This is a genomic window from Duganella sp. CF517 (genome assembly GCF_900110275.1).
Taxonomy (GTDB): domain Bacteria; phylum Pseudomonadota; class Gammaproteobacteria; order Burkholderiales; family Burkholderiaceae_D; genus Rugamonas.
On sequence record NZ_FODC01000001.1, the window covers coordinates 1,084,386 to 1,111,165 of the forward strand.

23 protein-coding genes and 1 tRNA gene are annotated in these 26,780 nt (G+C 65.3%); 13 read left to right on the forward strand and 11 right to left on the reverse strand.

Features of this window, described 5'->3' with window-relative positions; all coding sequences use genetic code 11:
• From BMX85_RS04615 to BMX85_RS04665, 10 genes are all read left to right on the forward strand, one after another.
• Positions 1–933, forward strand: a complete 933-nt coding sequence (locus tag BMX85_RS04615) for a carbohydrate kinase family protein (protein WP_090314465.1) — start codon at positions 1–3, stop codon at positions 931–933.
• 231 nt (positions 934–1,164) lie between these two features.
• Complete coding sequence (gene fdnG / locus BMX85_RS04625) at positions 1,165–4,236, forward strand: formate dehydrogenase-N subunit alpha (RefSeq protein WP_143067894.1); 3,072 nt, start codon at positions 1,165–1,167, stop codon at positions 4,234–4,236.
• A gap of 20 nt (positions 4,237–4,256) precedes the next feature.
• Positions 4,257–5,171, forward strand: a complete 915-nt coding sequence (gene fdxH, locus BMX85_RS04630; protein WP_090314468.1) for a formate dehydrogenase subunit beta — start codon at positions 4,257–4,259, stop codon at positions 5,169–5,171.
• 8 nt (positions 5,172–5,179) lie between these two features.
• On the forward strand, positions 5,180–5,854 hold the full coding sequence (locus tag BMX85_RS04635; RefSeq protein ID WP_090314469.1) for a formate dehydrogenase subunit gamma: 675 nt from the start codon (positions 5,180–5,182) through the stop codon (positions 5,852–5,854).
• A gap of 96 nt (positions 5,855–5,950) precedes the next feature.
• Positions 5,951–6,964, forward strand: a complete 1,014-nt coding sequence (gene fdhE / locus BMX85_RS04640; protein ID WP_090314470.1) for a formate dehydrogenase accessory protein FdhE — start codon at positions 5,951–5,953, stop codon at positions 6,962–6,964.
• Positions 6,961–8,418, forward strand: a complete 1,458-nt coding sequence (gene selA / locus BMX85_RS04645) for an L-seryl-tRNA(Sec) selenium transferase (protein WP_090314471.1) — start codon at positions 6,961–6,963, stop codon at positions 8,416–8,418. The genes fdhE and selA overlap by 4 nt, the downstream gene beginning before the upstream one ends.
• On the forward strand, positions 8,415–10,346 hold the full coding sequence (gene selB / locus BMX85_RS04650) for a selenocysteine-specific translation elongation factor (RefSeq protein WP_090314472.1): 1,932 nt from the start codon (positions 8,415–8,417) through the stop codon (positions 10,344–10,346). Before selA ends, selB begins: the two co-directional genes overlap by 4 nt.
• Positions 10,347–10,361: 15 nt before the next feature.
• Positions 10,362–10,457 (forward strand) — tRNA-Sec (locus tag BMX85_RS04655).
• 173 nt (positions 10,458–10,630) lie between these two features.
• Positions 10,631–12,223: a methyl-accepting chemotaxis protein gene (locus tag BMX85_RS04660; protein ID WP_090314473.1), complete on the forward strand. Its 1,593-nt coding sequence runs from the start codon at positions 10,631–10,633 to the stop codon at positions 12,221–12,223.
• 70 nt (positions 12,224–12,293) lie between these two features.
• On the forward strand, positions 12,294–13,718 hold the full coding sequence (locus BMX85_RS04665; RefSeq protein WP_090314474.1) for a c-type cytochrome: 1,425 nt from the start codon (positions 12,294–12,296) through the stop codon (positions 13,716–13,718).
• A 52-nt stretch (positions 13,719–13,770) separates the two neighbouring features.
• On the opposite strand, the gene BMX85_RS04670 is transcribed toward BMX85_RS04665, so the two are convergent.
• The 7 genes from BMX85_RS04670 to rpsO all read right to left on the reverse strand — a co-directional run bounded on the left by BMX85_RS04670 (position 13,771) and on the right by rpsO (position 19,102).
• Entirely contained in the window at positions 13,771–14,205 is a 435-nt protein-coding gene (locus BMX85_RS04670) for a DUF29 domain-containing protein (RefSeq protein ID WP_090314475.1), read from the reverse strand.
• Between the two features lie 84 nt (positions 14,206–14,289).
• Positions 14,290–14,931, reverse strand: coding sequence for a uridine kinase (gene udk / locus BMX85_RS04675; RefSeq protein ID WP_090314476.1), 642 nt, complete (start codon positions 14,929–14,931; stop codon positions 14,290–14,292).
• An 87-nt stretch (positions 14,932–15,018) separates the two neighbouring features.
• A complete protein-coding gene (locus BMX85_RS04680) occupies positions 15,019–15,474 on the reverse strand; it encodes a DUF29 domain-containing protein (protein WP_090314477.1) in 456 nt (151 codons plus the stop codon).
• Complete coding sequence (locus BMX85_RS04685) at positions 15,471–15,947, reverse strand: DUF29 domain-containing protein (RefSeq protein WP_090314478.1); 477 nt, start codon at positions 15,945–15,947, stop codon at positions 15,471–15,473. Before BMX85_RS04685 ends, BMX85_RS04680 begins: the two co-directional genes overlap by 4 nt.
• Positions 15,948–15,949: 2 nt before the next feature.
• Complete coding sequence (locus BMX85_RS04690; RefSeq protein ID WP_090314479.1) at positions 15,950–16,369, reverse strand: DUF29 domain-containing protein; 420 nt, start codon at positions 16,367–16,369, stop codon at positions 15,950–15,952.
• Between the two features lie 118 nt (positions 16,370–16,487).
• Positions 16,488–18,608, reverse strand: a complete 2,121-nt coding sequence (gene pnp, locus BMX85_RS04695) for a polyribonucleotide nucleotidyltransferase (protein WP_090314480.1) — start codon at positions 18,606–18,608, stop codon at positions 16,488–16,490.
• A gap of 224 nt (positions 18,609–18,832) precedes the next feature.
• Positions 18,833–19,102, reverse strand: a complete 270-nt coding sequence (rpsO, locus tag BMX85_RS04700) for a 30S ribosomal protein S15 (RefSeq protein ID WP_008450438.1) — start codon at positions 19,100–19,102, stop codon at positions 18,833–18,835.
• Positions 19,103–19,269: 167 nt separating this feature from the next.
• Here rpsO and BMX85_RS04705 point away from each other — a divergent pair, with 167 nt between their 5' ends.
• Complete coding sequence (locus BMX85_RS04705) at positions 19,270–19,758, forward strand: outer membrane protein assembly factor BamE (RefSeq protein WP_143067895.1); 489 nt, start codon at positions 19,270–19,272, stop codon at positions 19,756–19,758.
• A 117-nt stretch (positions 19,759–19,875) separates the two neighbouring features.
• Positions 19,876–20,688 carry a hypothetical protein gene (locus tag BMX85_RS04710; protein WP_090314482.1) on the forward strand — a complete coding sequence of 271 codons (813 nt, stop codon included), beginning with the start codon at positions 19,876–19,878 and terminating at the stop codon, positions 20,686–20,688.
• An 82-nt stretch (positions 20,689–20,770) separates the two neighbouring features.
• On the opposite strand, the gene BMX85_RS04715 is transcribed toward BMX85_RS04710, so the two are convergent.
• Positions 20,771–21,601: an IclR family transcriptional regulator gene (locus BMX85_RS04715; RefSeq protein ID WP_090314483.1), complete on the reverse strand. Its 831-nt coding sequence runs from the start codon at positions 21,599–21,601 to the stop codon at positions 20,771–20,773.
• A 209-nt stretch (positions 21,602–21,810) separates the two neighbouring features.
• Here BMX85_RS04715 and BMX85_RS04720 point away from each other — a divergent pair, with 209 nt between their 5' ends.
• On the forward strand, positions 21,811–23,013 hold the full coding sequence (locus BMX85_RS04720; RefSeq protein ID WP_090314484.1) for an aminotransferase class V-fold PLP-dependent enzyme: 1,203 nt from the start codon (positions 21,811–21,813) through the stop codon (positions 23,011–23,013).
• Here the strand turns inward: BMX85_RS04720 and BMX85_RS04725 are convergent.
• The 3 genes from BMX85_RS04725 to BMX85_RS04735 are packed head-to-tail and all read right to left on the reverse strand — an operon-like array spanning position 23,010 to position 26,778.
• Complete coding sequence (locus BMX85_RS04725) at positions 23,010–23,945, reverse strand: sugar kinase (protein WP_090314485.1); 936 nt, start codon at positions 23,943–23,945, stop codon at positions 23,010–23,012. The genes BMX85_RS04720 and BMX85_RS04725 overlap by 4 nt on opposite strands.
• Before the next feature lie 40 nt (positions 23,946–23,985).
• A complete protein-coding gene (locus tag BMX85_RS04730; protein WP_090314486.1) occupies positions 23,986–25,479 on the reverse strand; it encodes an N-acyl-D-amino-acid deacylase family protein in 1,494 nt (497 codons plus the stop codon).
• 12 nt (positions 25,480–25,491) lie between these two features.
• A complete protein-coding gene (locus BMX85_RS04735; protein WP_090314487.1) occupies positions 25,492–26,778 on the reverse strand; it encodes an alanine racemase in 1,287 nt (428 codons plus the stop codon).
• Positions 26,779–26,780 lie beyond the last annotated feature (2 nt).

A 26,780-nucleotide genomic window follows, 5' to 3' on the forward strand; every position in this document is an offset into this window, starting at 1 on the left:
ATGGCGAATTTTCCTTTGTTTGTCGCGGCGGGCGAGGCGCTGACCGACATGATCGTGCAGGACGGCGACCAGCCCAATCCCCAGCGCTGGCTCAGCCAGGTCGGCGGCTCGACCTGGAACGTGGCGCGCACGATGGCCAAGCTGGAGGTGCCGACCGCGTTCGCCGGCGCCGTCAGCGTCGACGTCTTCGGCGACGCGCTGCACGGCGCCAGCGAAGCGGCCAACCTCGACATGCGCTTCCTGCAGCGCTATGCGAAATCGCCGCTGCTGGCGATCGTGCACCGCACCGATCCGCCGGCCTACTTCTTCGTCGGCGACGACAGCGCCGACCTGCACTTCGACGCCGCGCTGCTGCCGGAAGGCTGGCGCGCACACTGCAAATGGGTGCACTTCGGCGGCATCAGCCTGGCGCGCCAGCCGCTGGCCGGCAAGCTGGTGGCGCTGGCCGAGCAGCTCAAACTGGACGGCGTGCGCATCAGCTTCGATCCGAACTACCGGCTGCTGATGGACGAGCGTTACGATGCGACCTTGCGCCGCATGACGGAGCTGGCCGACGTGGTCAAGGTGTCGGAAGAGGATCTGGCGGGCCTGTTCCGCACCGGCGACATCGAGACGGCGTTCGCCACGCTGCGCGGCTGGAATCCGGCGGCCACCTATCTGTACACCAAGGGCGGCGACGGCGCCTCGCTGCACATCGGCGGCGAGCAATGGGCGCTGCCGGCGCCGCGCATCACCGTGGTCGATTCGGTCGGCGCGGGCGACGCCAGCATCGCCGCGCTGGCCTACAGCATGATGCACAACGCCGAACGCGCGCCGCTGGAGCACCTGCGCTTCGCGGTGGCCGCCGGCGCCGCCGCCTGCCTGGCGGCGGGCGCCTCGCCGCCGTCGCTGGCGGCGATCGAAGCGCTGCTGACGTCGACCGCCGACGCCTGAGCCACGTTAGCATATTGACACGTTGGTCGGATTGGCCGCCATGGCGCAATCCGACCGGCGTCGTAGCAAATTAATCATCTTCCTTCAACAAGCCGCTGAAACATTATTCTTTGAGCTATGTCAAAGGTGCGGCACTGGCGTTAACCCAACATTTGACCCGTGTCAGTGCGAACATAAATGTTTTTCCGGTGCTACACTCGGAAAGTCTTTGTTCCAACTGAGAGGCTTTCCATGAACCAGATGTCCAGGCGACAGTTCCTTCGGGTAACTGGCGCGACCATCGCGGGTTCGAGCATCGCGCTCCTCGGCTTTGCGCCGGCAACGGCCCTGGCCGAAGTCCGGCAGTACAAGCTGGCGCGCAGCACCGAAACCCGCAACACCTGCCCCTACTGCTCCGTAGGCTGCGGAATCCTGATGTACGGTTTGGGCGACGGCGCCAAAAACGCCACCGCCAAAATCATCCACATCGAAGGCGATGCCGACCACCCGGTCAACCGCGGCACGCTGTGTCCAAAGGGCGCAAGCCTGATCGACTTTATCCACTCGCCGAATCGCTTGATGGTGCCGGAATACCGCGCCCCGGGCGCCACGGAATGGAGCCCGATCGCCTGGGACGACGCGCTCACGCGCATCGCCAAGTTGATGAAGGCCGACCGCGACGCCAACTTCATCGAGAAGAGCGCCGACGGCAAAACCGTCAACCGATGGACCACGACCGGCATGCTGTGCGCGTCGGCCGGCTCCAACGAGGTAGGCTACTTAACCCATAAAACCATGCGCAGTCTGGGCATGCTGGCATTCGACAATCAAGCACGTGTATGACACGGTCCGACGGTGGCAGGTCTTGCCTCGACATTTGGACGTGGTGCGATGACGAATCACTGGGTAGACATCAAGAACGCGGATGTCATCCTGGTCATGGGCGGAAACGCCGCTGAAGCACACCCTTGCGGATTCAAATGGGTCACGGAAGCGAAGGCGCATCGCGGCGCCAAGCTGATCGTGGTCGATCCGCGCTTTACCCGAACCGCCTCGGTAGCCGACTATTACGTCCCTACCCGTACCGGCTCGGACATCGTATTCCTGGGCGCGATCATCAATTATCTGCTCACGAACGACAAAATCCAGCACGAGTACGTCCGCAATTACACGGACATGCCGTTCATCGTCCGGGAGGACTTCGCCTTCAACGACGGCCTGTATTCGGGCTACGACGAGGCGACCGGCAAGTACGCGGACAAGAGCAGCTGGAACTACGAGATGGGCGACGACGGCTACGCCAAGATCGATCCGACGCTCGAGCATCCGCGCTGCGTGTACCAGCTGATGAAGAAGCACTACTCGCGCTACACCCCGGAGATGGTGGAGAAAGCCTGCGGCGTGCCGCCGGAGAAATTCCACAAGGTCGCCGAGATGCTGGCGTCGACGGCCGTCCCCGGACGCGCCGCGACCATCCTGTACGCCCTGGGCTGGACGCAGCACTCGACCGGCGCGCAAACCCTGCGCACCGGCGCGATGGTGCAGCTCCTGCTGGGGAATATCGGTATCGCCGGCGGCGGCATGAACGCGCTGCGCGGCCACTCCAACATCCAGGGCCTGACCGACCTGGGTTTGCTGACCAATATGCTGCCGGGTTACCTGACCCTGCCCGGCGAGGCGGAACAGGACTGGCAAGCCTATACGGCCAAGCGCGCGCTGCAGCCTTTGCGCCCGAACCAGCTTAGCTACTACAGCAACGCCAAGAAGTTCCTGGTCTCCTTCATGAAGGCCTGGTGGGGCGACGCCGCCACCGAGGAAAACAACTACGCGTTCGACTACCTGCCGAAGCTGGACAAGCCGTACGACATGATGCAGGCCTTCGAGCTTATGCATCAGGGGAAAATGAACGGCTACATCTGCCAGGGCTTCAACATCCTGGCGTCGGCGCCGGACAAGCAGAAGATCACCGAGTCGCTGTCGAAGCTCAAGTTCCTGGTGGTGATGGACCCGCTGGCCGTCGAAACGGCGGAATTCTGGCGTCCGTTCGGCGAGTTCCACCAGGTCGATCCGACCAAGATCATGACCGAGGTGTTCCGCCTGCCGACCACCTGCTTCGCCGAGGAACGCGGCTCGCTGGTGAGCTCCTCGCGCGTGCTGCAGTGGCACTGGCAAGGCGCAGAAGGCCCCGGCCAGACCAAGAGCGATCTGGAGATCATGTCCGGCCTGTTCATGCGCATCCGGAAGATGTACCAGACCGACGGCGGCAAATTCCCCGATCCGATCGTCAACCTGACGTGGAACTACGCCCAGCCTCTGAGCCCGCAGCCGGAGGAGATCGCGATGGAGTTCAACGGCAAGGCGCTCAAGGAGCTCACCGATCCAAAGGACCCGACGAAAGTCATCCTGAAGAAGAACGAGCAACTGGCCGGCTTCGCGCAACTGCGCGACGACGGCAGCACCGCCTGCGGATGCTGGATCTTCGCCGGTTCGTGGACCGCCGCCGGCAACCAGATGGGCCGCCGCGACAACAGCGACCCGTCGGGCATCGGCAATACGCTGAACTGGGCCTGGGCCTGGCCGGCCAACCGCCGCGTGCTGTACAACCGCGCCTCGTGCGACACCAAGGGCAAACCGTTCGATCCGACCCGTAAGCTGATCGGCTGGAACGGCAGCAACTGGGCCGGCCCGGACGTCCCGGACTTCAAGGCCGACGAACCGCCGGAAAACGGCATGGGTCCGTTCATCATGCTGGCCGAGGGTGTGGCGCGCTTCTACTCGCGCGACGCCATGGCCGAAGGTCCGTTCCCCGAGCACTACGAGCCGTTCGAAACGCCGATCGGCCACAACCCGATGCACCCGAATAACCCGCGCGCCACCAGCAATCCGGCCGGCCGCATGTTCCCGGGCGACAGGGCGAAGCTGGGCAAGGCGAACGAGTATCCACACGTGGCCACCAGCTACCGTCTGACGGAGCATTTCCACTACTGGACCAAGCACGCGCGCCTGAACGCGATCATCCAGCCGGAGCAATTCGTCGAAATCGGCGAAGACCTCGGCAAGGAGATCGGCGTGACGCACGGCGATCGTGTCAAAGTCAGTTCCAAGCGTGGACACATCGTGGCGAAGGCCGTGGTGACCAAGCGTATCAAGGCATTGACCATCGACGGCAAGAAGACCCACCAGGTCGGACTGCCGATTCACTTCGGGTTCAAGGGAGTCACCAAACCGGGCTACCTGATTAACACCCTGACGCCGACGGTTGGAGACGGCAATTCACAGACACCGGAATTCAAGTCGTTCCTGGTGAAAGTGGAAAAAGCATGACGGCCCGAGGAGAATAAAACATGGCTTTACAATCACTTGATATCAAACGAATGTCGGCCACCACGGTGCAGACACCGGTGGCGCGCACTCCGGCCACCGGTGTCGTCGCCAAGCTGATCGACGTCTCGAAATGCATCGGCTGCAAGGCATGCCAGACCGCCTGCATGGAGTGGAACGACCTGCGCGACGACGTCGGCGAGACGACCGGCGTGTACGACAACCCGCTCGACCTGACGCCGCAATCGTGGACCGTGATGCGGTTCTCGGAACACGAGAGCAACGACGGCAACCTCGAATGGCTGATCCGCAAGGACGGCTGCATGCACTGCGAGGACCCGGGCTGCCTGAAGGCCTGCCCGGCCCCGGGCGCCATCGTCCAGTACACCAACGGCATTGTGGACTTCCATCAGGAGAACTGCATCGGCTGCGGCTATTGCGTCGCCGGCTGTCCGTTCGACGTGCCGCGCATCTCCAAGAAGGACGACCGCGCCTACAAGTGCACCTTGTGCTCGGACCGCGTGGCCGTCGGCCAGGAACCGGCCTGCGTCAAGACCTGCCCGACCGGCGCGATCGTCTTCGGCACCAAGGAAGACATGAAGGAGCACGCGGCCGAGCGCATCGAGGACCTGAAGTCGCGCGGCTACGCCAACGCCGGCCTGTATGACCCGGCCGGTGTCGGCGGCACGCACGTGATGTACGTGCTGCACCACGCCGACAAGGCGCCGCTGTACCATGGACTGAAGCAGAATCCGAGTATCAGCCCGATGGTCGGATTGTGGAAAGGCTTGACCAAGCCGCTCGCGCTGGCCGGCATCGCCGCGACGGCGCTGGCGGGCTGGTTCCACTATTCGCGCGTCGGTCCGAATGAGGTCAGCAGGGACGAGGAAGCCGAGGCGCTGCATGAGGCCAACCGGATCAGGGAGAGCGAAAAATGACAACCCCGATGGGCACACCTGAAAACAAACCGTTGCGCGACAAGGACGGCAACCCGCTGATCGAACGCTACACGCCCAATGAACGCAGCAACCACTGGGTCACCGCCATCTGCTTTATCGTGCTGACGGTGTCCGGCCTGGCCATGTTCCATCCGGCCACGGCGTGGATGGCGGTATTCCTCGGCGGCGGCCAGTGGACGCGCATCCTGCATCCCTTCTTCGGGATACTGATGTTCGCCTCGTTCGCGCTGCTGGTGGTGCGCTTCTGGCACCACAACCACTTCGAAAAGGGCGACACGCAGTGGCTCAAGCAGGTCGGCGACGTGGTCAACAACCGCGAGGAAAAGCTCCCAAGGGTCGGCCGCTACAACGCCGGCCAGAAGGTGCTGTTCTATGTGCTGATCCTGTGCATGCTGGGGCTCCTGTTGTCGGGCATCGTGATCTGGCGCGCGTACTTCGCGTTCTACTTCCCGATCGAGGTGGTACGCTTCGCCGCGCTGCTGCACGCGTTCTGCGCCTTTGTGATCATTTGCTCAATCGTGGTCCACATTTACGCGGGCCTGTGGGTCAAGGGTTCGATAGGCGCGATGGTGCGCGGCACGGTCACCTACGGGTGGGCGCGCAAGCATCATCCGCGCTGGTTCGAGGAAGTCGCGCGGAGCACTCACAAGCCGCGCGATTGATTTATTAATTTGGGATTAGAATAGTTCCCAAGCCGGCGGCCGAGGTCACACGCATCGCAATCGTGACGACGCCGCCGGCAAACTGGGAGACATCTTTTGGTACAACGTCTGCTTGAACCGGGCGAAATCGAATCGCTCGATCACAATGCCATACCGCGCCTGCTGCTGCCGCAAGCACGCAGTCTTTTCACCGCGCGCGCGGCCCGTCTGCGCCAGCTGGCGAACAATGAAATCACCGGAATTCCCGTGGGCGAATCGATGCAGGGCTACCTGCAACTGATGGCGGCCCTGGTCGACGCGCAGGCGGCGGTCGCAACGTCGCTGCCCGCGGCGACGTTCGCCCTGCCCGACGCGGCCGAAATCGCCCTCTCGCTGGAGCACCATATGCCGCCGCTGCCGGTCAGCGGCGCCCGTCCGGCGTCGTGGCGCACCGTCTTCGCCGCCATCCTCGATCAACTCGACCCACTGGCCAAGGAGCAGCCGCAGGTGGCCGGCGTGCTGGCGCAGCTGCGCGAGCTCGACGCCGCCCAGCTGGAAGGCTGCGCCGACGCCGTGCTGGCGGAAGTGACCGAGGGCGTCGATCCGCTGCACGCGCCGTTCGTCGCCGCCGCGCTGCAGGTGGTGTGGGCGATGCGCGCCAGCCAGCTCGACTCGCCGGCGGTGCAGCCGCTGGTGACCAACACCTTGTGTCCCGTGTGCGGCTCGCATCCAGTGGCCAGCGTGATCCGCATCGGCGGCCAGTCGCAAGGCTATCGCTACCTCCATTGCAGCGCCTGCGCCAGCGAATGGCACATGGTGCGTGTCAAATGCTCGTGCTGCGAACACACCTCCAAAATCGCCTACCAAAGCCTGGAGACGAACGAGGACAAGGCCAACGTGGTTGCGGCCGATCCGGCATCGGTCAACAAGGCCAACGATCCAAGCAAGGTGGCGCGCGCCGAAACCTGCGAAGACTGTAAAACCTACCGCAAGATCTTCAACCAGGAGCACGACTTCAACGTCGAGCCGCTGGCCGACGATCTGGCCAGCCTGACCCTCGACCTGCTGGTCGGCGAAGCCGGCTACGCCCGCGCCAGCGGCAATCCGCTGCTGTGGTTCAACGCCGCATGAACGGTCCCGCCAAACCGGTGAAGGCGGCTGGTGCGATCCACCTGCCGGCCGTGCATCTGATCCTGTCGGATGCCGGCTGCGAGGCGCTGATCGCCGAATACGGCCGCGCACAGACGACGGAGGCGGCGCGCGCGCTGCTGGCCGAGTTGCGCGGCCTGCTGCTGGCCGCGCGCGACGGCTCCGGCCACGGCCCGGTCGCCACCGACACCTCCATCCCCATGCTGCTGACGATGCTGGCGGCACGGCTGCGCGAGTCCAACCGCTCGCCGCTGCGTCCCGTCTTCAACCTGACCGGCACCGTGCTGCACACCAATCTGGGACGCGCGCTGCTGCCCGACAGCGCGGTGCAAGCCGTGGCCGAGGCGCTGCGCTGGCCGATGAACCTGGAGTGGGACATCGACACCGGCAAGCGCGGGGACCGCGACAACCTGGTCGAGCAACTGCTGCTGGAATTGACCGGCGCCGAGGCGGCGACCATCGTCAACAACAACGCCGCCGCCGTGCTGCTGATGTTGAACACCCTGGCGCAGGGCCGCGAGGTGATCGTCTCGCGCGGCGAGCTGGTGGAAATCGGCGGCGCCTTCCGCATTCCCGACATCATGACGCGCGCCGGCGCCGTGCTGCGCGAAGTGGGCAGCACCAACCGCACGCACCTGAAGGATTACGCCGAAGCGGCCGGCCCGCAGACCGCGCTGATGATGAAGGTCCATTGCAGCAACTACGCGATCACCGGCTTCACCAAAAGCGTCGAACTGCCGGAACTGGCGCCGCTGGCGCGCCAGCACAACATCCCGACCGCCGTGGACCTGGGCAGCGGCACGCTGGTCGACCTCGAACAATACGGACTGCCGCACGAGACCACCGTGCGCGAGACCATCGCCGGCGGCGCCGACCTGGTGACCTTCAGCGGCGACAAGCTGCTGGGCGGTCCGCAATGCGGCATCATCGTCGGCCGCGCGGACCTGATCGCGCAGATCAAAAAGAACCCGCTCAAGCGCGCGCTGCGCGTCGGCAAACTGACCCTGGCCGCGCTGGAGCCGGTGCTGGCCTTGTACCGCGCGCCGGACCTGCTGCCGGAGCGCCTGACCACCCTGAAGCTGTTGACGCGCCCCGCCGCCGCCATGCGCGAACAGGCGCAGGCCATCCTGCCGCAATTGCAGGCGGTGCTGGGCGACGGCTACACGGTCGGCGCCGAACCGATGATGAGCCAGATCGGCAGCGGCGCCCTGCCGGTCGACCAGTTGCACAGCCACGGGCTGGTGGTGCGCGCCGCCGCGACGGTCCGCACCGGCAACGCGCTGGGCGTGCTGGAACAGCGCCTGCGCGCGCTGCCGCTGCCGGTGATCGGCCGCGTGTCGCAAGACGCGCTGTGGCTCGACCTGCGCTGCCTGGACGAGCACCAGCAGCAGCGCTTCACCGAACAATTGCCTCTGTTGAGGCACACGCCCGCATGATCGTCGGCACGGCAGGTCATATCGACCATGGGAAAACCACCCTCACGCGCGCGTTGACGGGTGTCGACACCGATCGCCTGAAGGAAGAGAAGGCGCGCGGCATCACCATCGAACTGGGATACGCCTACGCGCCGCTGGCCAATGGCGACATCCTCGGCATCATCGACGTTCCCGGTCATGAAAAATTCATCCGGACGATGGCGGCCGGCGTCACCGGCATCGACGCCGCGCTGCTGGTGATCGCCGCCGACGACGGCATCATGCCGCAAACGATCGAGCACCTCGCCATCCTGCGGCTGCTCGGCGTGCGGCGCGGCGCGGTGGCGCTGACCAAGATCGACCGCGCCGACGAGCGCCAACTGGCGCGCGTCGAAGCCGACATCGCGGCGCTGCTGGCGAACACCGATTTCGCCGGCGCGCCGATCTTCCGCACCAACGCCACCAGCGAAGACGACGCCGGCGTGAAGGCGCTGCTGGCGCATCTGGCGACGATGGCGGCAGCGCTGCCGGCCGCCGATGAACGCCGCCTGTTCCGCCTTGGCGTCGACCGCGTGTTCACCTTGTCCGGCCAGGGCACCATCGTCACCGGCACCGCGCTGGCGGGCAGCGTGCGCGTGGGCGACACGCTGCAGCTGGCGCCGGGCGAGCGGCAGATGCGGGTGCGTAGCATCCACGCGCAAAACCGCGCCGCCGACAGCGGCCGCGCCGGCCAGCGCCTGGCGCTGAACCTGAGCGGCGTATCCAAGGACGAGATAGCGCGCGGCACCTGGATCGTCGCTCCCGCGCTGGCCGCGTGTTCCGAGCGCATCGACGTCGAACTGACGCTGACGCCGGACAGCGGCGTCACCCTCAAGCCATGGTCGCCGCTGCACGTGCACCTGGGCGCGGCGCACCACGTGGCCAACATCGTACCGCTGGACGGCGAGACGCTGGCGCCGGGCGGCAGCGGCCGCGCCCAGCTGGTGCTCGACGCCCCAGTGCACGCGGTGCCCGGCGACCGCTTCGTGATCCGCAACGCCCAGGCCAGCGCCACCATCGGCGGCGGCGTGGTACTCGATCCCTTCGGCCCGGCGCGCAAGCGGCGCAGCGCGGCGCGGCTGGACTGGCTGCGGGCGCTGGCCGATTTCATCGATCGCGATCAACGTCAAGACCGGCACGGCGGCGCGGCGGGCATCGGCGCCCTGCTGGCGCGCAGCCCCCTGGGTTTGCGCATGTCGACGCTGGTGCGGCTGTCGCAGCTGCCGGCGAGCGAGATCGTGGCGCCGCCCGGCACCGTGGAAGTGGCGCTGTCCGGCGGCGACGCGCTGCTGATCGCGGCGGCCGAAGTGGCGGCGCTCGAGTCCCGTATCCTCGCCGGCCTGTCCGAATTCCACGCCCGCGCCCCCGACGAGGCGGGACCGGAGCTGTGGCGCCTCAAACGCATCGTCGCGCCGGAGATGGAAGACCGGCTGTGGAGCCGCCTGGCCGAGGCGCTCAGCGCCACCGGGCAGATCAAGCAGCGCGGCCGCAGCCTGCACCTGCCAAGTCACAGCGTGGAATTGAGCGAGGCCGAACAGGCGCTGGTCCAGCCGCTGCTGGTGTCCTTGCATTCGGGCCGCTTCGATCCGCCGTGGGTACGCGATCTGGCGCGCCAGCACGGCTTGCCGGAGGCCGAAGTACGCCGGCTCTTGCTCAAGCTGTCGAAGACCGGCGAAATCAGCCAGCTGGTGCCGGATCTGTTCTACCATCCGGCGCCGCTCGCCGAGCTGGCGGAGTTGGTGGCGGCCTTGCCGGAGGTACAAGCGTCGTCGTTCCGCGACGCCACCGGCCTTGGACGCAAGCGCGCGATTCAAATCTTGGAGTTCTTCGATCGTGTCGGCTATACTCGGCGCGTCGGCAACGTCCATCTGATCCGGCCCAACGCGGCTTGGTCGTTCAGCGCGCACTAGCCGATAGCGCACCACGGAAGGCAATCTCATCCGGTGATGGGGCCGGGCTTCAAACCCGGTGGGGGGCGTCAGACGCTCTCCTGTAAGTTCGACTCCTACTGCCTTCCGCCACCTCCTCCCCGCCTTCCCGCGCTCCAGCCCCGATGCCGGCACGTGAAACTACGTACGCACGTCACTTTCAAATAGCGTGTAAAATTACATTAGAGAAACAGGTATTGTCAATAATAAAATATTGAGCCTGTTGTGAATTGGTCGTCAGACCTGGCTAAATGTAAGGAAGCACAATGATTTTTTCTAAGATGAAGGTCGGAAAACGGCTGGCGGTCGGCTTCGGCGCCGCCCTGTTGTTGCTGTTGGCAATCTCGGCCGCCAGCGAATTGACGATCCGCAGCATCGCCGCCGACACCACCAACCTGCTCGGCGAGCAACTGCAAACCGAACGCCTGGTCACCGAATGGAAAGGCATCATCGAAGCGAACGTGCAGCGCGCCCAGGCCGCCGCCAAGACCAGCGATCCCGAGGCGCAGAAATTCTTCGAGGACGGCATCGCCCGCGCGTCCAAGCGGGTGGCCGGGGCGCAGGAGCAAATCGGCAAGCTGCTGATCGACCCGCGCGCGAAAGAATTGTTCGCCAAGGCGCTGGAAAACCGCGCGATCTACCAAGGCCACCGCAAGGCGGCGTTCGACGCCAAGGCGCAGGGCGACATCGAGAAAACCAACGCCATCATCGCCCAGCAATTCGTGCCGGCCGGCGATGCCTACGTCGGCAGCATCGAGGCGCTGGCCGACCGCCAGAAGGCCTCCATCGATGAGATCGGCAACGGCATCCAGCGGCGCAGCGAAGCGGCCGTCATCACCATCCTGATCCTGTCCGTGGCCTCGATCGCCGTGGCGCTGCTGCTGGGCTGGCTCATCACGCGCTCGCTGCTGACCCAGCTCGGCGGCGAACCGGGCTACGCGGCCGGCATCACCGACCGCATCGCCGCCGGCGACTTGACGGTGGACGTGGCGTTGCGCGCCAACGACCGCTCCAGCCTGCTGTTCAGCATCGCCGCCATGCGCGACCGGCTGGCGGCCATCGTCGGCGAAGTGCGCAGCACCACCGACGCCGTCGCCACCGCGTCCAACGAAATCGCCAGCGGCAATATGGACCTGTCGACCCGTACCGAGCAGCAAGCCGGCTCGCTGGAGGAGACCGCCTCGTCGATGGAAGAGCTGACCTCGACCGTCAAGCAAAACACCGACCACGCGCGCCAAGCCAACCAGTTGGCGGCCAGCGCCGCCAAGGTGGCCGTGCGCGGCGGCGGCGTGGTGGCCGAGGTCGTGACGACGATGGATTCGATCAGCGCCTCGTCGCGCCGCATCGTCGACATCATCGGCGTGATCGACGGCATCGCGTTCCAGACCAATATCCTGGCGCTCAACGCGGCGGTGGAAGCGGCGCGCGCCGGCGAACAGGGCCGAGGCTTCGCCGTGGTGGCGTCGGAAGTGCGCAATCTGGCGCAGCGCTCGGCCAGCGCCGCCAAGGACATCAAGCAGCTGATCGGCGACTCGGTCGGCAAGATCGACGACGGCGCCAGGCTGGTCGGCCAGGCCGGCGACACGATGACCGAAATCGTCGCCAGCGTGCAGCGCGTGAGCGACATCATGGGACAGATCGCCACCGCCAGCGGCGAGCAGGAAGCCGGCATCGAACAGATCAACCAGGCCATCGTCGAGATGGACGGCGTGACGCAGCAAAACGCGGCGCTGGTGGAACAGGCGGCCGCCGCGGCCGACGCCTTGCAGGGCCAGTCCGGGCATCTGGCGCAACTGGTCAGCATGTTCAAGCTGGACGCCGCGCCGGCGCGCGGACACAAGGCGCTGGCGTTGCGCTAATCTCCATTTTCATGATGTCTCCAGCGCAAGAAAACTGGCACAATACGCCATCATTTACCTGGAGACATACATGAAACACATCGCTCCGCGCGCCTTGGCCATCACCATGGCGTTCGCATCTTTAGCGTCGCACGCAGCCGCACCATCGGTGGCCGCCGAAAAACTTTATCAGGCCAACTGCGCGTCCTGCCACGGCGTCGAGATGGAAGGCGGCATTGGTCCGACCTTGGGCAAGCACACTTGGCTGCACGGCGAGCCGACCAAGGCCAACCTGATCAAGGTGATCAGCAAGGGCGTGCCGGAAAAGAATATGCCGGCCTGGTCTCCCGCGCTGAGCGCGCCGCAGATCGCGCTGCTGGCCGACTATATCGCCGCCGGCGCCAACAAACCGATCCTTGCATCCGCCGCGACCACCGTGGCCGCCGCCGCGCCGGCAGCCGCCGCCAAGGCCGCCCCGGACGGTATCGACCTGAGCGGCTTCAAACTGCCCAAAGGATTCCGCATCAGCGTCTACGCCAGCCAGGTCGACGCGGCGCGTAGCATGGCCGTGTCCGACAGCGGCATCGTCTACGTCGGCTCGCGCAAGGCCGGCAAGGTGTATGCGCTGGTGCCGCGCGGCGACAAACAGACGGCCGAAGTGGTTACCATCGCCTCCGGGCTGGAGAACCCGATCGGCGTCACGCTTCTCAACGGCGCGCTCTACGTCGGCGAGATCAGCCGGGTGATCCGCTTCGACAATATCGACAAGCGCTACGCGCAAAAGCCGTCGTACGAAGTGGTCAAGGTCGACCTGCCGAACGACAAATGGCATGGCGAAAAAGTCATCAAGGCCGGCCCCGATGGCAAGCTCTACATCCCGGTGGGCGCGCCCTGCAACATCTGCGACACCGACGACACCAAGCACGCCAAGATCTACCGCATGAACGCCGACGGCAGCGGGCTGGAAGAATACGCGCGCGGCATCCGCAACACGGTCGGCTTCGCCTTTCATCCGACCACCAAGGCGCTGTGGTTCACCGATAACGGCGCGGACCAACTGGGCGACAACAGCCCGTCGTGCGAGCTGAACATCGCCCCCAAGGCCGGGCTGCACTTCGGCTTCCCGTACTGCCACGGCGGCGTGGTGCCGGACGCGAACTTCAAGGGTCGCGCCTGCGAAGAGTATGTCGAACCGGTCGCCAAGCTGGGGCCGCACGTCGCGCCGCTGGGCTTGACGTTCTACACGGGCAAGCAGTTCCCCGAGGCCTATCGCAACAACGTCTACGTCGCCGAGCATGGTTCGTGGAACCGCACCACCAAGAGCGGCTACAGCGTGCGCTTGATTACGCTGTACGGTAGCAAGGTCGTCAGCGATACAGCTTTCATCGACGGTTTCCTGCGCGGCGAGGAAGTGGTGGCGCGTCCGGTGGACGTGGTCACGCTGGCCGACGGCTCGATGCTGGTGTCGGACGACCACGGCGGACGCGTGTTCCGCGTGACGTACGACGGCAAGTGATGCAGGAACGCGCTCCGCTGTTCCGGGAGCGCGTTCCATCGTCCGTCCCAGCCTATGGATCGGGCAGAAAGTCGGATGCCAGCGCCTGATCCAAGGTCCACGGGCACTCCATCGGAAAATCCACGGACTGCGTCTCCTTGAGCGCTAGAATGAGGGCATCGCGCCACACGCCCTCGGCGAACTCGCGGTCGGAAATCAATCTCTTCAGGCTGGGCACTTTACGCACCAGCGTTTGGATGTCGAGCCGCTGAACCCGGATGGTTGTCAGCCAGCTAGATGCCCGATGATCCGGTTGATATCGCCACTTCGCCAAATGCTCGAGCAGCACCGCCAGCCGGCGGCGCAGTTCCCTCTTTTCACTTTTGCCCACATCCTCGATCTCCTCGGCGATGTTGTCGATATCCAGTTGGGACCAGCGACCGGCGCGAAGAAGCGAGGCTTGCCGCTCTGCCCATGCTAGGACGTCGTCTTCGTATAGATTGCCCATCAGTGAACTCCCGCGATCCACCAGTTAGACGGTGGTGCGGGGCGAAAGTTCGACGTTGAGACGGCAGAGTGTGGATCCGGAAGCTCAGGAGCGCTTCAACTGCCCGATAACGCTGGCCACCTTGGTAGTGATCACATCGATCGCCGGGCCGTTCGCGCCATGCGGAATGATGACATCGGCGTAACGCTTGGTCGGCTCGATGAATTGCTTATGCATCGGGCGCACGGTCTCCAGATACTGGCCGACGACGCTTTCAACCGAGCGGCCGCGCTCGTTGATATCCCTCTGCAGGCGGCGGATGAAGCGGACATCGGAGGCGGTGTCGACAAAGATCTTCAGCGACATCATTTTGCGCAAGTCCGCGTCATACAAGGCGAACAGGCCCTCGACCACGATCACCGGGGCCGGCTTGACCGGGATGGTGCGGTCGGAGCGATTGTCCTGCGTGAAGTCATACTCGGGCATCTCGATCGCTTCGCCATTGCGCAGGGCTTTGACGTGCTGGACCAGCAACGGCCAGTCGAAGGCCTGCGGATGGTCGTAGTTCTGCTGGCGGCGGACTTCGGGGGTGAGATGGGATTGGTCGCAATAGTAGTCGTCTTGCATCACCACCGAGACCATCTCGGCGCCGAACGACGCGAGCACTTGCTGGGATACGGTGGACTTGCCACTGCCGCTTCCGCCGGCGACACCAATGACAAAGGGATGGGAAGAAATCTTATTCATGCCGAATGATACCGGAACCGCGCCCGAACCGACAGGTCGGGCTGATGCCGAATTGGGCAACCAACAATCCTTGAAGTCCTTCGCAAGCTACGCTGGCGGACTAATTATTGCCGTATCAGGCATGAAATCTGTGGAAAGAATCTGGTCTACGGTCCAGGCTAATTCGTCCGGCAGGATCAGATCATGCGTATCCTCGTACACCTTAACTTTTGCATAACGGTAGGCTTGCCGCATCCATGCTGGGTCCGTAAGCAAAGGTTTTAGGCCCGGACATTTGATGAGGTCCTGTTGAATCGCATCGCGCTGCTCACGAATTGTATGAACCCAACTGTGGCTTCGCCTGCCCGGCTGATACGCCCACTTCAACAAATGCGCGATCAACAACGCTAGCCGGCTTTGCAACTCCCGTTTTTCGCTCTTCCCCACATCTTCGATCTCCTCAGCGATGTTGTCGATGTCCAGCTCCGACCATCGACCGGCGCGAAGAAGCGCGGCTTGCTGCTCGGCCCAAGTGACAACGTCGTTTTCATATAGCGTGCTCATGCACCCCCCACCTTTTTACCCTTCTTCCCTTTAGAAATTTGCTGTGGCGGCAGGAAATCCCCATTCAGGACTTGTTCTAACTGCCAAGGCAACTCGGCCGGAAACGCGTTCAATCCGGTTTCGCGCTGCGCTTTGCGCACAGCGCGGCGATAAGCCGTAGCAAGCCACTCGGGATCGCTGAGCAAGTTCTTCAAGCTGGGACACTCTTCCAGCGCGTCTTCTATTTCGTCCCGTTGCGTACCGATGGTTCCACTCCAACTTGCGCCACGCCTGAGCGGCTGATAGGCCCATGTCAGCAAATGCTCCAGCAACACCACCATATGGTTGCGCAACGCGCGCTTGTCGCTCTTGCCCACATCCTCGATCTCCTCGGCGATGTTGTCGACATCCAACTGCGCCCATTGACGCGCGCGTATCAGCGCGGCTTGCTGCTCGGCCCAGGCAACCACATCATCGTCATACAACGTCCCCATGGCTAATCCTCCTGAAGCGTTTCGTCCAACGTCCACGGGCTAAGCTCGGACAAATCGTCCACCGCAGCTTCCTTGACGGCGAGGATGACGGCATCGCGCCAGACCTCTTCCGCGAAGTCAGGATCGGCCATCAGCTTCCGCAGACTGGGACTGTGGCGCAGTAGCTTGCGCACCTGCGCCCGTTGCTCGCGGATCGTTCTCAGCCAACTGGAGCCGCATCGCTCAGGCTGATAGCGACACTTGATCAGATGCTCGACCAGCACCGCCATGCGATGGCACAGCGCGCGTTTTTCGCTCTTGCCCACATCCTCGATCTCCCCGGCGATGTTGTCGATATCCAGTCGCGACCACTGGCCCGAGCGCAGCAAGGCCGCCTGCTGCTCGGCCCAGGCGATAACGTCCTCGTCGTAAAGCGTGCCCATCGCTGCTCCCTCCACCGCATGAATTGTGTTGGACCCGGACCATGATCAAAAGTTCAAGACGAAAAAAAACCGCGCCGTGTGCAAGCACACGGCGCGGTTTTAGCGGACGAGTCCGGGATTAGTTCGCTGCGGCGGCCGCTTCTTCAGCGGCTGCTTTCATCGACAGCTTCAGACGGCCGCGGTCGTCGGTTTCCAGAACCTTGACGCGCACTGCCTGGCCTTCTTTCAGGTAGTCGGCAACGGCGTTGACGCGCTCGTTGGCGATTTGCGAGATGTGCAGCAGACCATCCTTGCCTGGCATGACCTGGACGATCGCGCCGAAGTCCAGCAGCTTCAACACCACGCCGTCGTAGGTCTTGCCCACTTCGACCGAGGCGGTCAGCTCTTCGATGCGACGCTTGGCTTCCTGGCCGGCGGCGGCGTCGACGGAGGCGATGGTGACCACGCCTTCGTCGCTGATGTCGATCTGCGTGCCGGTCTCTTCGGTCAGCGCGCGGATGACGGCGCCGCCCTTGCCGATGACGTCACGGATCTTCTCAGGATTGATCTTGATGGTGATCAGGCGCGGCGCGAAATCGGACAGTTCCGTTTTCACGTGCGGCATGGCTTTTTGCATTTCGCCCAGGATGTGCTCGCGGCCTTCCTTGGCTTGCGCCAGCGCCACTTGCATGATTTCCTTGGTGATGCCCATGATCTTGATGTCCATCTGCAGCGCGGTGATACCGTTGCGGGTACCGGCGACCTTGAAGTCCATGTCGCCCAGGTGATCTTCATCGCCCAGGATGTCCGACAGCACGGCGAACTTGCCGCCTTCCTTGATCAGCCCCATCGCGATACCGGCGACGTGCTCTTTCATTGGAACGCCGGCGTCCATCAGCGCCAGGCAGCCGCCGCAGACCGAAGCCATCGACGACGAACCGTTCGATTCGGTGATTTCCGACACCAGGCGCACCGAGTAGCTGAACTCTTCCGGTGCCGGCAGCGCGGCGATCAGCGCGCGCTTGGCCAGACGGCCGTGGCCGATTTCGCGGCGCTTCGGCGTGCCGACGCGGCCGGTTTCGCCGGTGGCGAACGGCGGCATGTTGTAATGCAGCATGAACGAATCGGTGAACTCGCCCATCAGCGCGTCGATCTTCTGGCTGTCGCGGGCGGTGCCCAGCGTGGCGACGACCAGCGCCTGCGTTTCACCGCGGGTGAACAGGGCCGAACCGTGGGTGCGTGGCAGCACCGAGGTGCGGATCGAGATCGGACGCACGGTGCGGGTGTCGCGGCCGTCGATGCGTGGCTCGCCGTCCAGGATCTGGGTGCGGACGATTTTCGCTTCGATGTCGAACAGGATGTTGTTCACTTCGGCCGAATCGATCGGCGCGGCGCCGGCGGCGGCGGCTTCAGCCGACAGGTCGGCCAGCACTTCGCTGGTGGCGGCCTTGAGCTTGGCGGTGCGCTCTTGCTTGTCTTTGGTCTGGTACGCTTCGTTGATCTTGCTGGCGGCGAAATGCGCCACGCGGCCGATCAGCGCTTCGTTTTTCGCTGGTGGAACCCATTCGACTTCCGGCTTGCCGCCGTCGCGCACCAGCTCGTGGATCGCGTCGATGACCGCTTTCATTTCGGTGTGGCCGAAGACGACGGCGCCGAGCATGATTTCTTCGGACAGTTGCTTGGCTTCCGATTCGACCATCAGCACGGCCGTTTCGGTACCGGCGACAACCAGATCCATTTCGGAGGTCTTCAGTTGTTCGACGGTGGGGTTCAGGATGTACTGGCCGTTGGCGTAGCCAACGCGCGCGGCGCCGACCGGGCCGTTGAATGGCACGCCCGAGACGCACAGGGCGGCCGATGCGCCGATCATGGCGGCGATGTCCGGATCGATCTCCGGGTTGACCGACAGCACGTGGATGATGACCTGCACTTCGTTCAGGTAGCCTTCAGGGAACAGCGGGCGGATAGGACGGTCGATCAGACGCGACGTCAGCGTTTCTTTTTCCGAAGGACGGCCTTCGCGCTTGAAGAAACCGCCCGGGATTTTACCGGCAGCGTAGGTTTTTTCGACGTAATCGACGGTCAGCGGGAAGAAATCCTGACCTGGCTTGGCATCCTTGCGTGCCACAACCGTTGCCAGCACGACGGTGTCTTCGATCGACACCAACACCGCGCCGGATGCCTGGCGAGCGATTTCGCCGGTTTCCAGGGTCACGGTGTGTTGGCCGTACTGGAAGGTTTTCGTAACTTTGTTAAACATGGGTAATCCCTTTCTATTTGCCGACAGATTTTCAGGGGCTGTCGTTCACCTCACCACAGACGGCATACCCGCCGTCTTTACTACACTTGCTAAAAAAACAGGAATTCCATGCTGCGCCGCTAAGACCAAGTTCCGCTTAGCAAGTTTTTACCCGCGAAAATGACAAAATGCCCGCGACAGACAAACTGGCGCAGGCATTTCGATTAAGCCGGATGACGCAAATATTACTTACGCAGGCCCAGTTTGGCGATCAGATCGCGATAACGGGTTGCGTCTTTGCCCTTCAGGTACGACAGCAGGCTCTTACGACGGTTAACCATCATAATCAGACCACGACGGGAGTGGTGATCCTTGCTGTGGGCCTTGAAGTGGCCGTTCAGTTCGTTGATGCGTGCGGTCAGCAGTGCGACTTGCACTTCTGGCGAGCCGGTGTCTTTTTGACCACGGGCGTTGTCCGCGATGATCGCGGCTTTGTTGATGTTTTCTACGGTCATGATATTTACCTTTAACATGCGGTGCGCGGAGTCTGAACCCTGCACACCGTGAACTTCAAAAAAAACCGGTCCGAAGACCAGACCCGAAAGTATAGCGGAAAAAGCGCCGCGTGTATCCCGGCTTGGCTACAATTTGTCACCTTCCCGCCTCTTTTTGGAGCTCAGACATGAAAAGGCTGTTTGTTTTGGCAACGTTTTGCGGCGCATTGACCGGCTGCGCAAACATGTTCGGCCCGCCACCGGCGCCGGGCGACAGCGCCCAAGTGGTGCAATCGAAGCTGGGCCGGCCAACCGGCGTGTATAAAAATGGCGCCGACACGATGCTCGAATACGCCATGGGGCCGCTCGGCCAGTACACGTGGATGGCGCGCCTCGGCCCCGACGACCGGCTCATCTCCTACGAGCAGGTGCTGACGAACGCCAAGTTCGGCACCATCAAGATCGGCCGCGACAACAAGGAAAGCGTGCTAGGCATCCTTGGCCGGCCAGCCAAGCAGGTGCGCTATTACAGCGTCGACGGCGACGTCTGGCAATACCGCTACAAGGAAAGCGATGTGTGGAACTCGCTGATGGACGTGCAGTTCGACCGCAACGGCGTGGTGCAGGCGCTGGTCAACGGACCGGACGAGGAACGCGAGCCGCGCTGGTTGCGCTGACCGGTTCGGTAGGAGCAGTCCCACGCATAGTTTAGCCGTGCGCCGACGTGAAATATTTGTGGCGATTGATATGATTTCTCCATATCAACTCAACTCGCAACTCACTTCGGAGAATTCATGTCTTTACGTACGCCTTCCGCACGCCATGCCATCTATGCAGCCACGCTTATCGCGCTGAGCACCGCCACCGCGATGGCCTGGGCGGAACCATCACCGGCGCTCGACCGCGCCAGCCTGTCCGTCGGCGCCTTCTACACCGAACCACGCATCAAGGTCGAGGGCGACACCAACTACGGCCGTATCGACACCGGCACCTACAAATCCGACAACGTGACCTTGCCACGCGCCAAGGCCAGTGTATTGATCGGCGACTCGCACGGCTTCGACTTCGATTACTACCGCTACGATAAAGAGTACAACCCGGGCCTGACCGGCAGCACCAATGTCAATGGTCTGCCGCTGACCGGCAACGGCAAGCTCAATGCCAAGCTGAAGCTGGACCTGGCCAATGTCGCCTACAAGTGGTGGCTGGGCAGTGGCGCCGACGTGTTTGGCGTCGGTGTGGGCGCGGCCTACTATCGCGCCCGTATCGACGGCACCGCGAACGGCGTGTTGAATGGCGTTAGCGGCAACGCGCGCTACTCGGAGAACGAAAGCGCCTATGCGCCGCTGGTGGAACTGGGCTGGCGCCATCAATTCTCGCCGCAGGTGCGCATGTACGCGGATGCGAACGGCATTAAAAAGAATGGCGGCAGCATCAACGGCCATATCTACGGCGGCGCCGTCGGCGTGGAATGGTATGTGACGCCGATGGTGGGCGTGGTGGCCGAGTACAGCGCGTCGAAGATCAGCCTGCGCCGCGAGCGCGACGATCTGGCGGTGAATATCCGTTTGAACGGACCTGCCGCCTACCTCAAGGTGCGCTTCTAACCCACCGGCCCGAGCTGCCCGGCGGCGCCGTCCGCCCCGCCGTTCGCCCCACGCCCGCCGTATGCCCCGCTTCGGCGGGGCTTCAGGCCGCGCGCACCCCGCCGCTTTTGAACCCGAGCGAGGCCTCGATACGGTCGGCGGAAGCGATCACGGCGTCGGCGTAGCGCCGGGTGTCGGACGAGACCTTATGTTCGGGCAGCACGATGGAAATAGTGGCGATGCAGGCCCCGTGCACGTCGCGGATCGGCGACGCCACGCAGGCCACCGAAAAATCGGATTCGCCGATCTGCACCGACAGCCGTTCCGCGAACGCCTTGGCCGACGCCTGCGCCAGCACCAGCGGGTCGGTTTGCGCCAGCCCGGTCGGCGAGGCCTTGCCGGCGCGGCGGAACAGTTCCACCCGCTCGGCGTCCGGCAAATGGCCCACCAGCAGCCGGCCCGAGGCCGCCCAGTTCAGCGGCACGCGGGTGCCGACGTTGGAGCTGATGCGGAAATGACCAAGACCGGCGGCGGTGGCCAGCACCACCATGAAGTCGCCATCGCGGCCGCACACCTGAACGGTTTCTCCGGTCTCGCGGCACAAGACGTCCATCTCGCGCTTGGCCTGCTCGAGGAAGTCGAGCGAGCGCGAATACGCCAGCCCATACAAGTGCAGGCGCGACCCTAGCCATACGCTGCCGTCCTCGCGGCGGCTCAGCATGGCCTTTTCCACCAGGTCCTCGACCAGCGCGTACACCGTCGACAGCGGCGCGCCGATGGCGCGCGCGATGGCGTAGGGGCCGGCCGGCGCGCCGGTCTCGTACAGGTGGTCGAGCACCTGCAGCGCGCGGTCCATGGCGCTCACGCGCGGCCCGCGCCCCGGGGGCAGTTCGGCTTCGTTGGCCGCCGGGACGGCGGGATTCTGTTTTTTCATCGGCGCGGCCGTGGCGTCCGGCGGCGCCGGCCCGCCCCCGGTTCAGGTTATAGACATCCGGTATTCTGACATGATTTGTCGGGAAGGCAGCGTTTTGGTCGGCCGCGATTCAGTTCTTTGACTCTGGCGGCGTTGGCCCTACAATCGTGATCGGCCCGACACCGGCCGGCGACAGCGACACCATCGTTTTCCAAGGAAGATCACCCGACATGAGCGGCCCGTCCATTCGCAGCAGCCTAGGCTTGCGCGAGATCATCAACGTATCCGGCACCATGACGCCACTGGGGGCGTGCATCGCCGTGCCCGAGGCCATCGCCGCCGCCGCCGCGATCCTGCCGCAGTTCGTCGACATGGGTGAATTGCAAAAACTGGCCAGCGCCGCCATCGCCGACGCCTGCGGCGCGCAGGCCGGCTTCGTCACCGCCTCCTGTTCGGCCGCCATCACCCTGGCGGTGGCGGCCAGCATGACCGGCGCCGATCTGGCGCGCATCGGCCAATTGCCCGATACGCGCGGCATGAAACGCGAGGTGCTGATCCAGTCCGGCCATCTGGTCAACTACGGCGCGCCGTTGTCGCAGGCGATCACGCTCTCGGGCGCCACGCTCACGATCATCGGCGCCGGCGCCGCGGCGGCCGAACTGGCCGCGTCGACGGCGGCGGCGATCACCCCGCGCACCGCCTGCGCGCTCTACGTGGTGTCGCACCATGCGCAACAAGCCGGCACGCTGGCGCTAGACGAATTCGCGCGCGTCTGCCACGCCGCCGGCGTACCGGTGATCGTCGATGCCGCGTCGGAATACGACCTCAGAAGGTTCCTGGCCGCCGGCGCGGACCTGGTGCTGTACTCGGCGCACAAATTCCTCGGTGGCCTGACGGCCGGCATCGTCGCCGGCGACAAGCAGCTGGTGCGCGCGGCCTACCTGCAAAACCACGGCATCGGCCGTGGCATGAAGGTCGGCAAGGAAGGGGTGGCCGCCACCATCGCCGCGCTGCAGGCATGGCGCACGCGCGATCATGCGGCCGTGCGGTCGCGCGAAACGGCCAGCCTGGAACTGTGGCGGCGCGCGCTGCAAGGATGCGCCGGCATCACCGCCGAGATCGAGGCCGATCCGACCGGCAATCCGCTATCGCGCCTGCGCGTGACGATCGCGCCGGCACAAGCGGGCATCACCGCCTGGGACCTGGCCGATGCGCTGGCGCGCGGCGCGCGGCCTGTGATCGTGCGCGACCACGAGCTCGAACAAGGAAGCTTCCACCTCGATCCCTGCAACCTGCATCCAGGCGAAGACGCGATCGTCGCCGAACGCCTGGTCGACGAACTGCGACGCGCGGTGGCCGAGCCGGCGGCGCCGACCCCGATCGGCCAGCGCGATGGGCGGCGGCTGGAAGCACTGCTGGCCTGGCCGGATTAAACCGCGCCGTTCGACAAAAAGTGGCGCACTTGCGCGGCGCGCGGCACCGGCGCCACCGCGCCGTGGCCCAAGGTCGACAGGGCCGCGCTGGCATTGGCGTAGCGGACCGCGTCGGCCAGCGTGTCGCCGTCGGCCAGCCGCGCCAGCAGGCTGCCGTCGAAACAATCGCCGGCGCCGGTGGCGTCGACCGCGTCGACCGCGCTGGCCGCCGCCAGCCGTGGCGCCTCGCCCGGCGCCGCGTACCATGCGCCGGCCGCGCCGCACTTGAGCACGACGGTGCGCGCTCCCTGCGCGCGGCACCACGAGAAGATGGCGCCGACATCGTCGCTGCCGGCCAGCGCCACCCCTTCGTCCAGGCTGGGCAAAAATAGATCGCTCAGGGCGATGCTGGCGCGGATCACGGCGCCGGCGCGCGCCAGCGGCCATAGCGCCAGCCGCAGGTTGGGATCGTAGCTGACCTGGACGCCGGCCCGGCGGGCAACATCGATGGCGGCCAACACGGTGTCGCAGGCGCCGGCCGAAATCGCCTGCGAGATGCCCGACACATGCAGCCAGCGCGCCGCGCGCACCGTATCGAGATCGGTGTTATCGGGGCGCATGCCGCTGGCGGCCGACCCGGCGCGCCGGTAGCTGAACGCATGCCCGGCAGGTCCGTGATGGACGAAGTACAGGCCGGTGGGCGCGCCGGCGTCGCAGGCGACGGCGCCGCAATCGACGCCCTCGCCCCGCCACAACTCCAACAGCATGTGGCCGAACTGGTCGTCGCCAACGCGGCTCAGATAAGCGGCGCGGGCACCCTGGCGGCTGGCGGCGATGACCACATTCGAGGTGTCGCCGCCAAAGCCCTGCCGGTAGTCCGGCTGCCCGGCGCGGGTCTGGTTGAATTCAACCATCGCCTCGCCCAGCGCGACGATGTCATATTGCTTCTCCAAGGCTTACTCCTGTTATCAATATTAGATCCGGCGCCCCGCTTCAACCGCCGTGGCGCAGGAAGCGGCCGCTGCGCCGTCCCTGCCAACCGCCTGCGCGGTACGACGGCACGCCGTTGACATACACATGCTCGATGCCGGCGCTGATTTCGGACGGCGCCGCGAACGTCGCGCGGTCCGCCACCGTCGCCGGATCGAACACCACCAAGTCGGCATGGTAGCCCACGCGCACCAACCCGCGTGCGCGCAGCCCGAAACGCTCGGCCGACATCCCGGTCATCTTGTGCACGGCCGTCTCCAGCCCGAACAACTTCAACTCGCGGCAATAGCGCCCCAGCACGCGGGGGAAGGTCCCCCACAGGCGCGGATGCGGATGGCGGTCGTGCGGCAAACCATCCGATCCTATCATGGACCGGGGATGCCTGAGCACACGCTGGACGTCGTCCTCGTCCATCTGGAAATAGCAGGCGCCGCCCGGCTGCAGCCGCTCGCAGGCTTCCTGCTGGCTGCAGCGCCAGTCGGCGGCGATGGTCGCCAGCGAGCGGCCCGCCAATTCCGGATACGGCTCGGACCACGTCACCAGGATCTCGATCACGCCGTCGACCAGGTCGGCGCGCAGCACGGTCGATCCGGCGACGTAGGGATAGACATCGAGGCCGATGGGCTGGTCGCGCGCGGCATGGTCGATCAGCGCCAGCGTCTCCGTGGTGCGGCCCCAGTTGTGCGGCCCGGCGCATTTGTGGTGCGACAGGATCAGCGGCACGCGCGCCGATTGCGCCACGTCCATCGCTTCACGCATCGAAGCGAGGATGGCCGAAAATTCATCGCGGATGTGCGTCGCGTAGACGCCGCCCCCGGCGGCGGCCACGCTGGCCAGCGCCGCCACTTCGTCGATGTCGGCGGCGGCCGCCGGGCCGTAGAACACGCCGCTGCTCATGCCGATCGCGCCCTGCGCCATCGCCAGTGCCAGGCTGCGCTCCATGGCGGCCAGCTCCGCCGGCGTGGCCTTGCGCAGCAGGTCCGCCACATGCGCCACCCGCAGGCTGGTATGGCCGACCAGCGCGGCCACGTTGACCGCCGGCCGCGCGGCGTCCACCGCGTCGGCATACGCCGCCAGCTCGCCGTAGCGGAAGCCGTCGCTGCCGCCGAGCAGGTTGAGCGGCGGCGGCACCGGCGCCGCCGGCAGCAGCGGGGCCAGGCTGATGCCGCAGTTGCCGACCACCACGGTGGTGACGCCCTGGCTGATCTTGGGCCGCATCTCCGGCGCCAGCAGCACGATGTTGTCGTCGTGGGTGTGGACATCGATGAAGCCGGGGCACACCGCCAGGCCGCCGACATCGAGCACGTGCGCCCCGGCGGGGACCGCCAGCACCGGCCCGATGGCGGCGATGCGGCCGTGTTCGATGAGGACATCGGCGACATAGGCGGGCGCGCCGCTGCCGTCGACCACGCTGCCGCCGCGCAGCATGACCGCGCCGGCATCCGCGCCAGGCGGGTGCGCGCGCTTTTTATCGTTCAAATCGGTTACGTCGGTCATCTGTCGGGTATCTCAGAAGTGGGTCAGAATGGCGCCGGTGACGCCGTACTGGCCGTCCACCACCGGCAGCCAGCGCCATTTATCGAATGTCGTGCACGGATGCGAGATGCCGCAGCCTACCAGATCGCCGACGTCGAGCGCCTGATCCGGCGGATAGCTCAGATACGCGTGCTGGTCGTTCATTTTGGTGATGCGCCAGCTGTCGTCCAGCGCGCTGCGCGCGCCGCCGGCGACGCGCGCGAAAGGCATCGGCCAGTCGATATCGAACGAGGCGTCGCGCTTGCCGACCGCCAGGATGGCGCGCCCCGGCTCGGGCCGGGCCTGCACCTGGGCCCACACCTCCAGCGCCGCTTGCAGGCGCGGACGCTGGCGCCACACGCCGCCGCTGCGCTCGACCACCAGCCGCGCGAAGCGGTCGTAGAAGCCCGAATCGTGGCTCAGGTAGCAGCCGCTGCGCAATATCGTTTGCACCGGCTTGGACAAGTGCATCGGCAGGCCGCGCGCCACCAGGTCGAACACCGCCGAGCCGCCGGCCGACAGGATGATGTGCGCCGTGGCGAACAGGCCGGCGCCGTCGCAGTCGCGCGCCACCTGCCGCACGTCGGCCATCAGCGCGGCCACCAGCGCGCTGTCGGCGGCGCTGTCGCCGCTCACCTGCAAGCCCTCGTAGCATTCGACGCCGGCCAGTTCGACGCTGCCGCTGGCGGCCACCGCGCGGGCGACGGCCAGCGCCTCGGCGCCGCCACGGCAGCCGGTGCGCCCGCCCGCCACGCCCACTTCGACCAACAGCGCCAGCGGCCGGGCGAACGGCCGGCGCGCGGCCACCCGTTCGATGATGGCCAGTTGCGCCAGCGAGTCGACCAGGCTATAGAACTCCAGATCCGGATGGCGTTCCAGCAGCGTGGCGGCATGGGCGATGTCGACTTCGGCGATCAGCTGGTTGGCCAGGATCACGCGCCGCAAGCCGAGGCCCACGCACAGGCCCACCTGCTGCATGGTGGCCAGGGTCAGCCCCCAGGCGCCGGCGCGCAGCTGGCGCTCGAACAGCTGCGGCGCCATGCTGGTTTTGCCGTGCGGCGCCAGCAGCACGCCGGCGGCGGCGGTGAAGTCGGCCATCCAGCGCAGATTGTGTTCGAGCGCGTCGTGCCTGAGCAGCGCCAGCGGAAACGGCAGATCGCCGCGCAGCGCGTTCCAGCCGCGCGCGCCGATGTCGGCGACGCGGCACGGCGCCGCTTCATAGGGAAAGCCTTTCAGGCGGCCATCGAGCAGTGTCGATTCGATATGGGTAAGTTCGAGCATGC

Excerpts from the sequence above, each read along its gene's own strand:
- selA (WP_090314471.1), top strand. The coding sequence starts at position 6,961 with ATGAACGGTCCCGCCAAACCGGTGAAGGCGGCTGGTGCGATCCACCTG.
- BMX85_RS04680 (WP_090314477.1), bottom strand. The coding sequence starts at position 15,474 with ATGAGCACGCTATATGAAAACGACGTTGTCACTTGGGCCGAGCAGCAA.
- selB (WP_090314472.1), top strand. The coding sequence starts at position 8,415 with ATGATCGTCGGCACGGCAGGTCATATCGACCATGGGAAAACCACCCTC.
- BMX85_RS04670 (WP_090314475.1), bottom strand. The coding sequence starts at position 14,205 with ATGGGCAATCTATACGAAGACGACGTCCTAGCATGGGCAGAGCGGCAA.
- BMX85_RS04665 (WP_090314474.1), top strand. The coding sequence starts at position 12,294 with ATGAAACACATCGCTCCGCGCGCCTTGGCCATCACCATGGCGTTCGCA.
- BMX85_RS04705 (WP_143067895.1), top strand. The coding sequence starts at position 19,270 with ATGAAAAGGCTGTTTGTTTTGGCAACGTTTTGCGGCGCATTGACCGGC.
- BMX85_RS04615 (WP_090314465.1), top strand. The coding sequence starts at position 1 with ATGGCGAATTTTCCTTTGTTTGTCGCGGCGGGCGAGGCGCTGACCGAC.
- rpsO (WP_008450438.1), bottom strand. The coding sequence starts at position 19,102 with ATGACCGTAGAAAACATCAACAAAGCCGCGATCATCGCGGACAACGCC.
- BMX85_RS04730 (WP_090314486.1), bottom strand. The coding sequence starts at position 25,479 with ATGACCGACGTAACCGATTTGAACGATAAAAAGCGCGCGCACCCGCCT.
- BMX85_RS04690 (WP_090314479.1), bottom strand. The coding sequence starts at position 16,369 with ATGGGCACGCTTTACGACGAGGACGTTATCGCCTGGGCCGAGCAGCAG.
- fdxH (WP_090314468.1), top strand. The coding sequence starts at position 4,257 with ATGGCTTTACAATCACTTGATATCAAACGAATGTCGGCCACCACGGTG.
- BMX85_RS04710 (WP_090314482.1), top strand. The coding sequence starts at position 19,876 with ATGTCTTTACGTACGCCTTCCGCACGCCATGCCATCTATGCAGCCACG.
- BMX85_RS04660 (WP_090314473.1), top strand. The coding sequence starts at position 10,631 with ATGATTTTTTCTAAGATGAAGGTCGGAAAACGGCTGGCGGTCGGCTTC.
- BMX85_RS04635 (WP_090314469.1), top strand. The coding sequence starts at position 5,180 with ATGGGCACACCTGAAAACAAACCGTTGCGCGACAAGGACGGCAACCCG.
- BMX85_RS04715 (WP_090314483.1), bottom strand. The coding sequence starts at position 21,601 with ATGAAAAAACAGAATCCCGCCGTCCCGGCGGCCAACGAAGCCGAACTG.
- udk (WP_090314476.1), bottom strand. The coding sequence starts at position 14,931 with ATGAATAAGATTTCTTCCCATCCCTTTGTCATTGGTGTCGCCGGCGGA.
- BMX85_RS04735 (WP_090314487.1), bottom strand. The coding sequence starts at position 26,778 with ATGCTCGAACTTACCCATATCGAATCGACACTGCTCGATGGCCGCCTG.
- BMX85_RS04685 (WP_090314478.1), bottom strand. The coding sequence starts at position 15,947 with ATGGGGACGTTGTATGACGATGATGTGGTTGCCTGGGCCGAGCAGCAA.
- pnp (WP_090314480.1), bottom strand. The coding sequence starts at position 18,608 with ATGTTTAACAAAGTTACGAAAACCTTCCAGTACGGCCAACACACCGTG.
- BMX85_RS04720 (WP_090314484.1), top strand. The coding sequence starts at position 21,811 with ATGAGCGGCCCGTCCATTCGCAGCAGCCTAGGCTTGCGCGAGATCATC.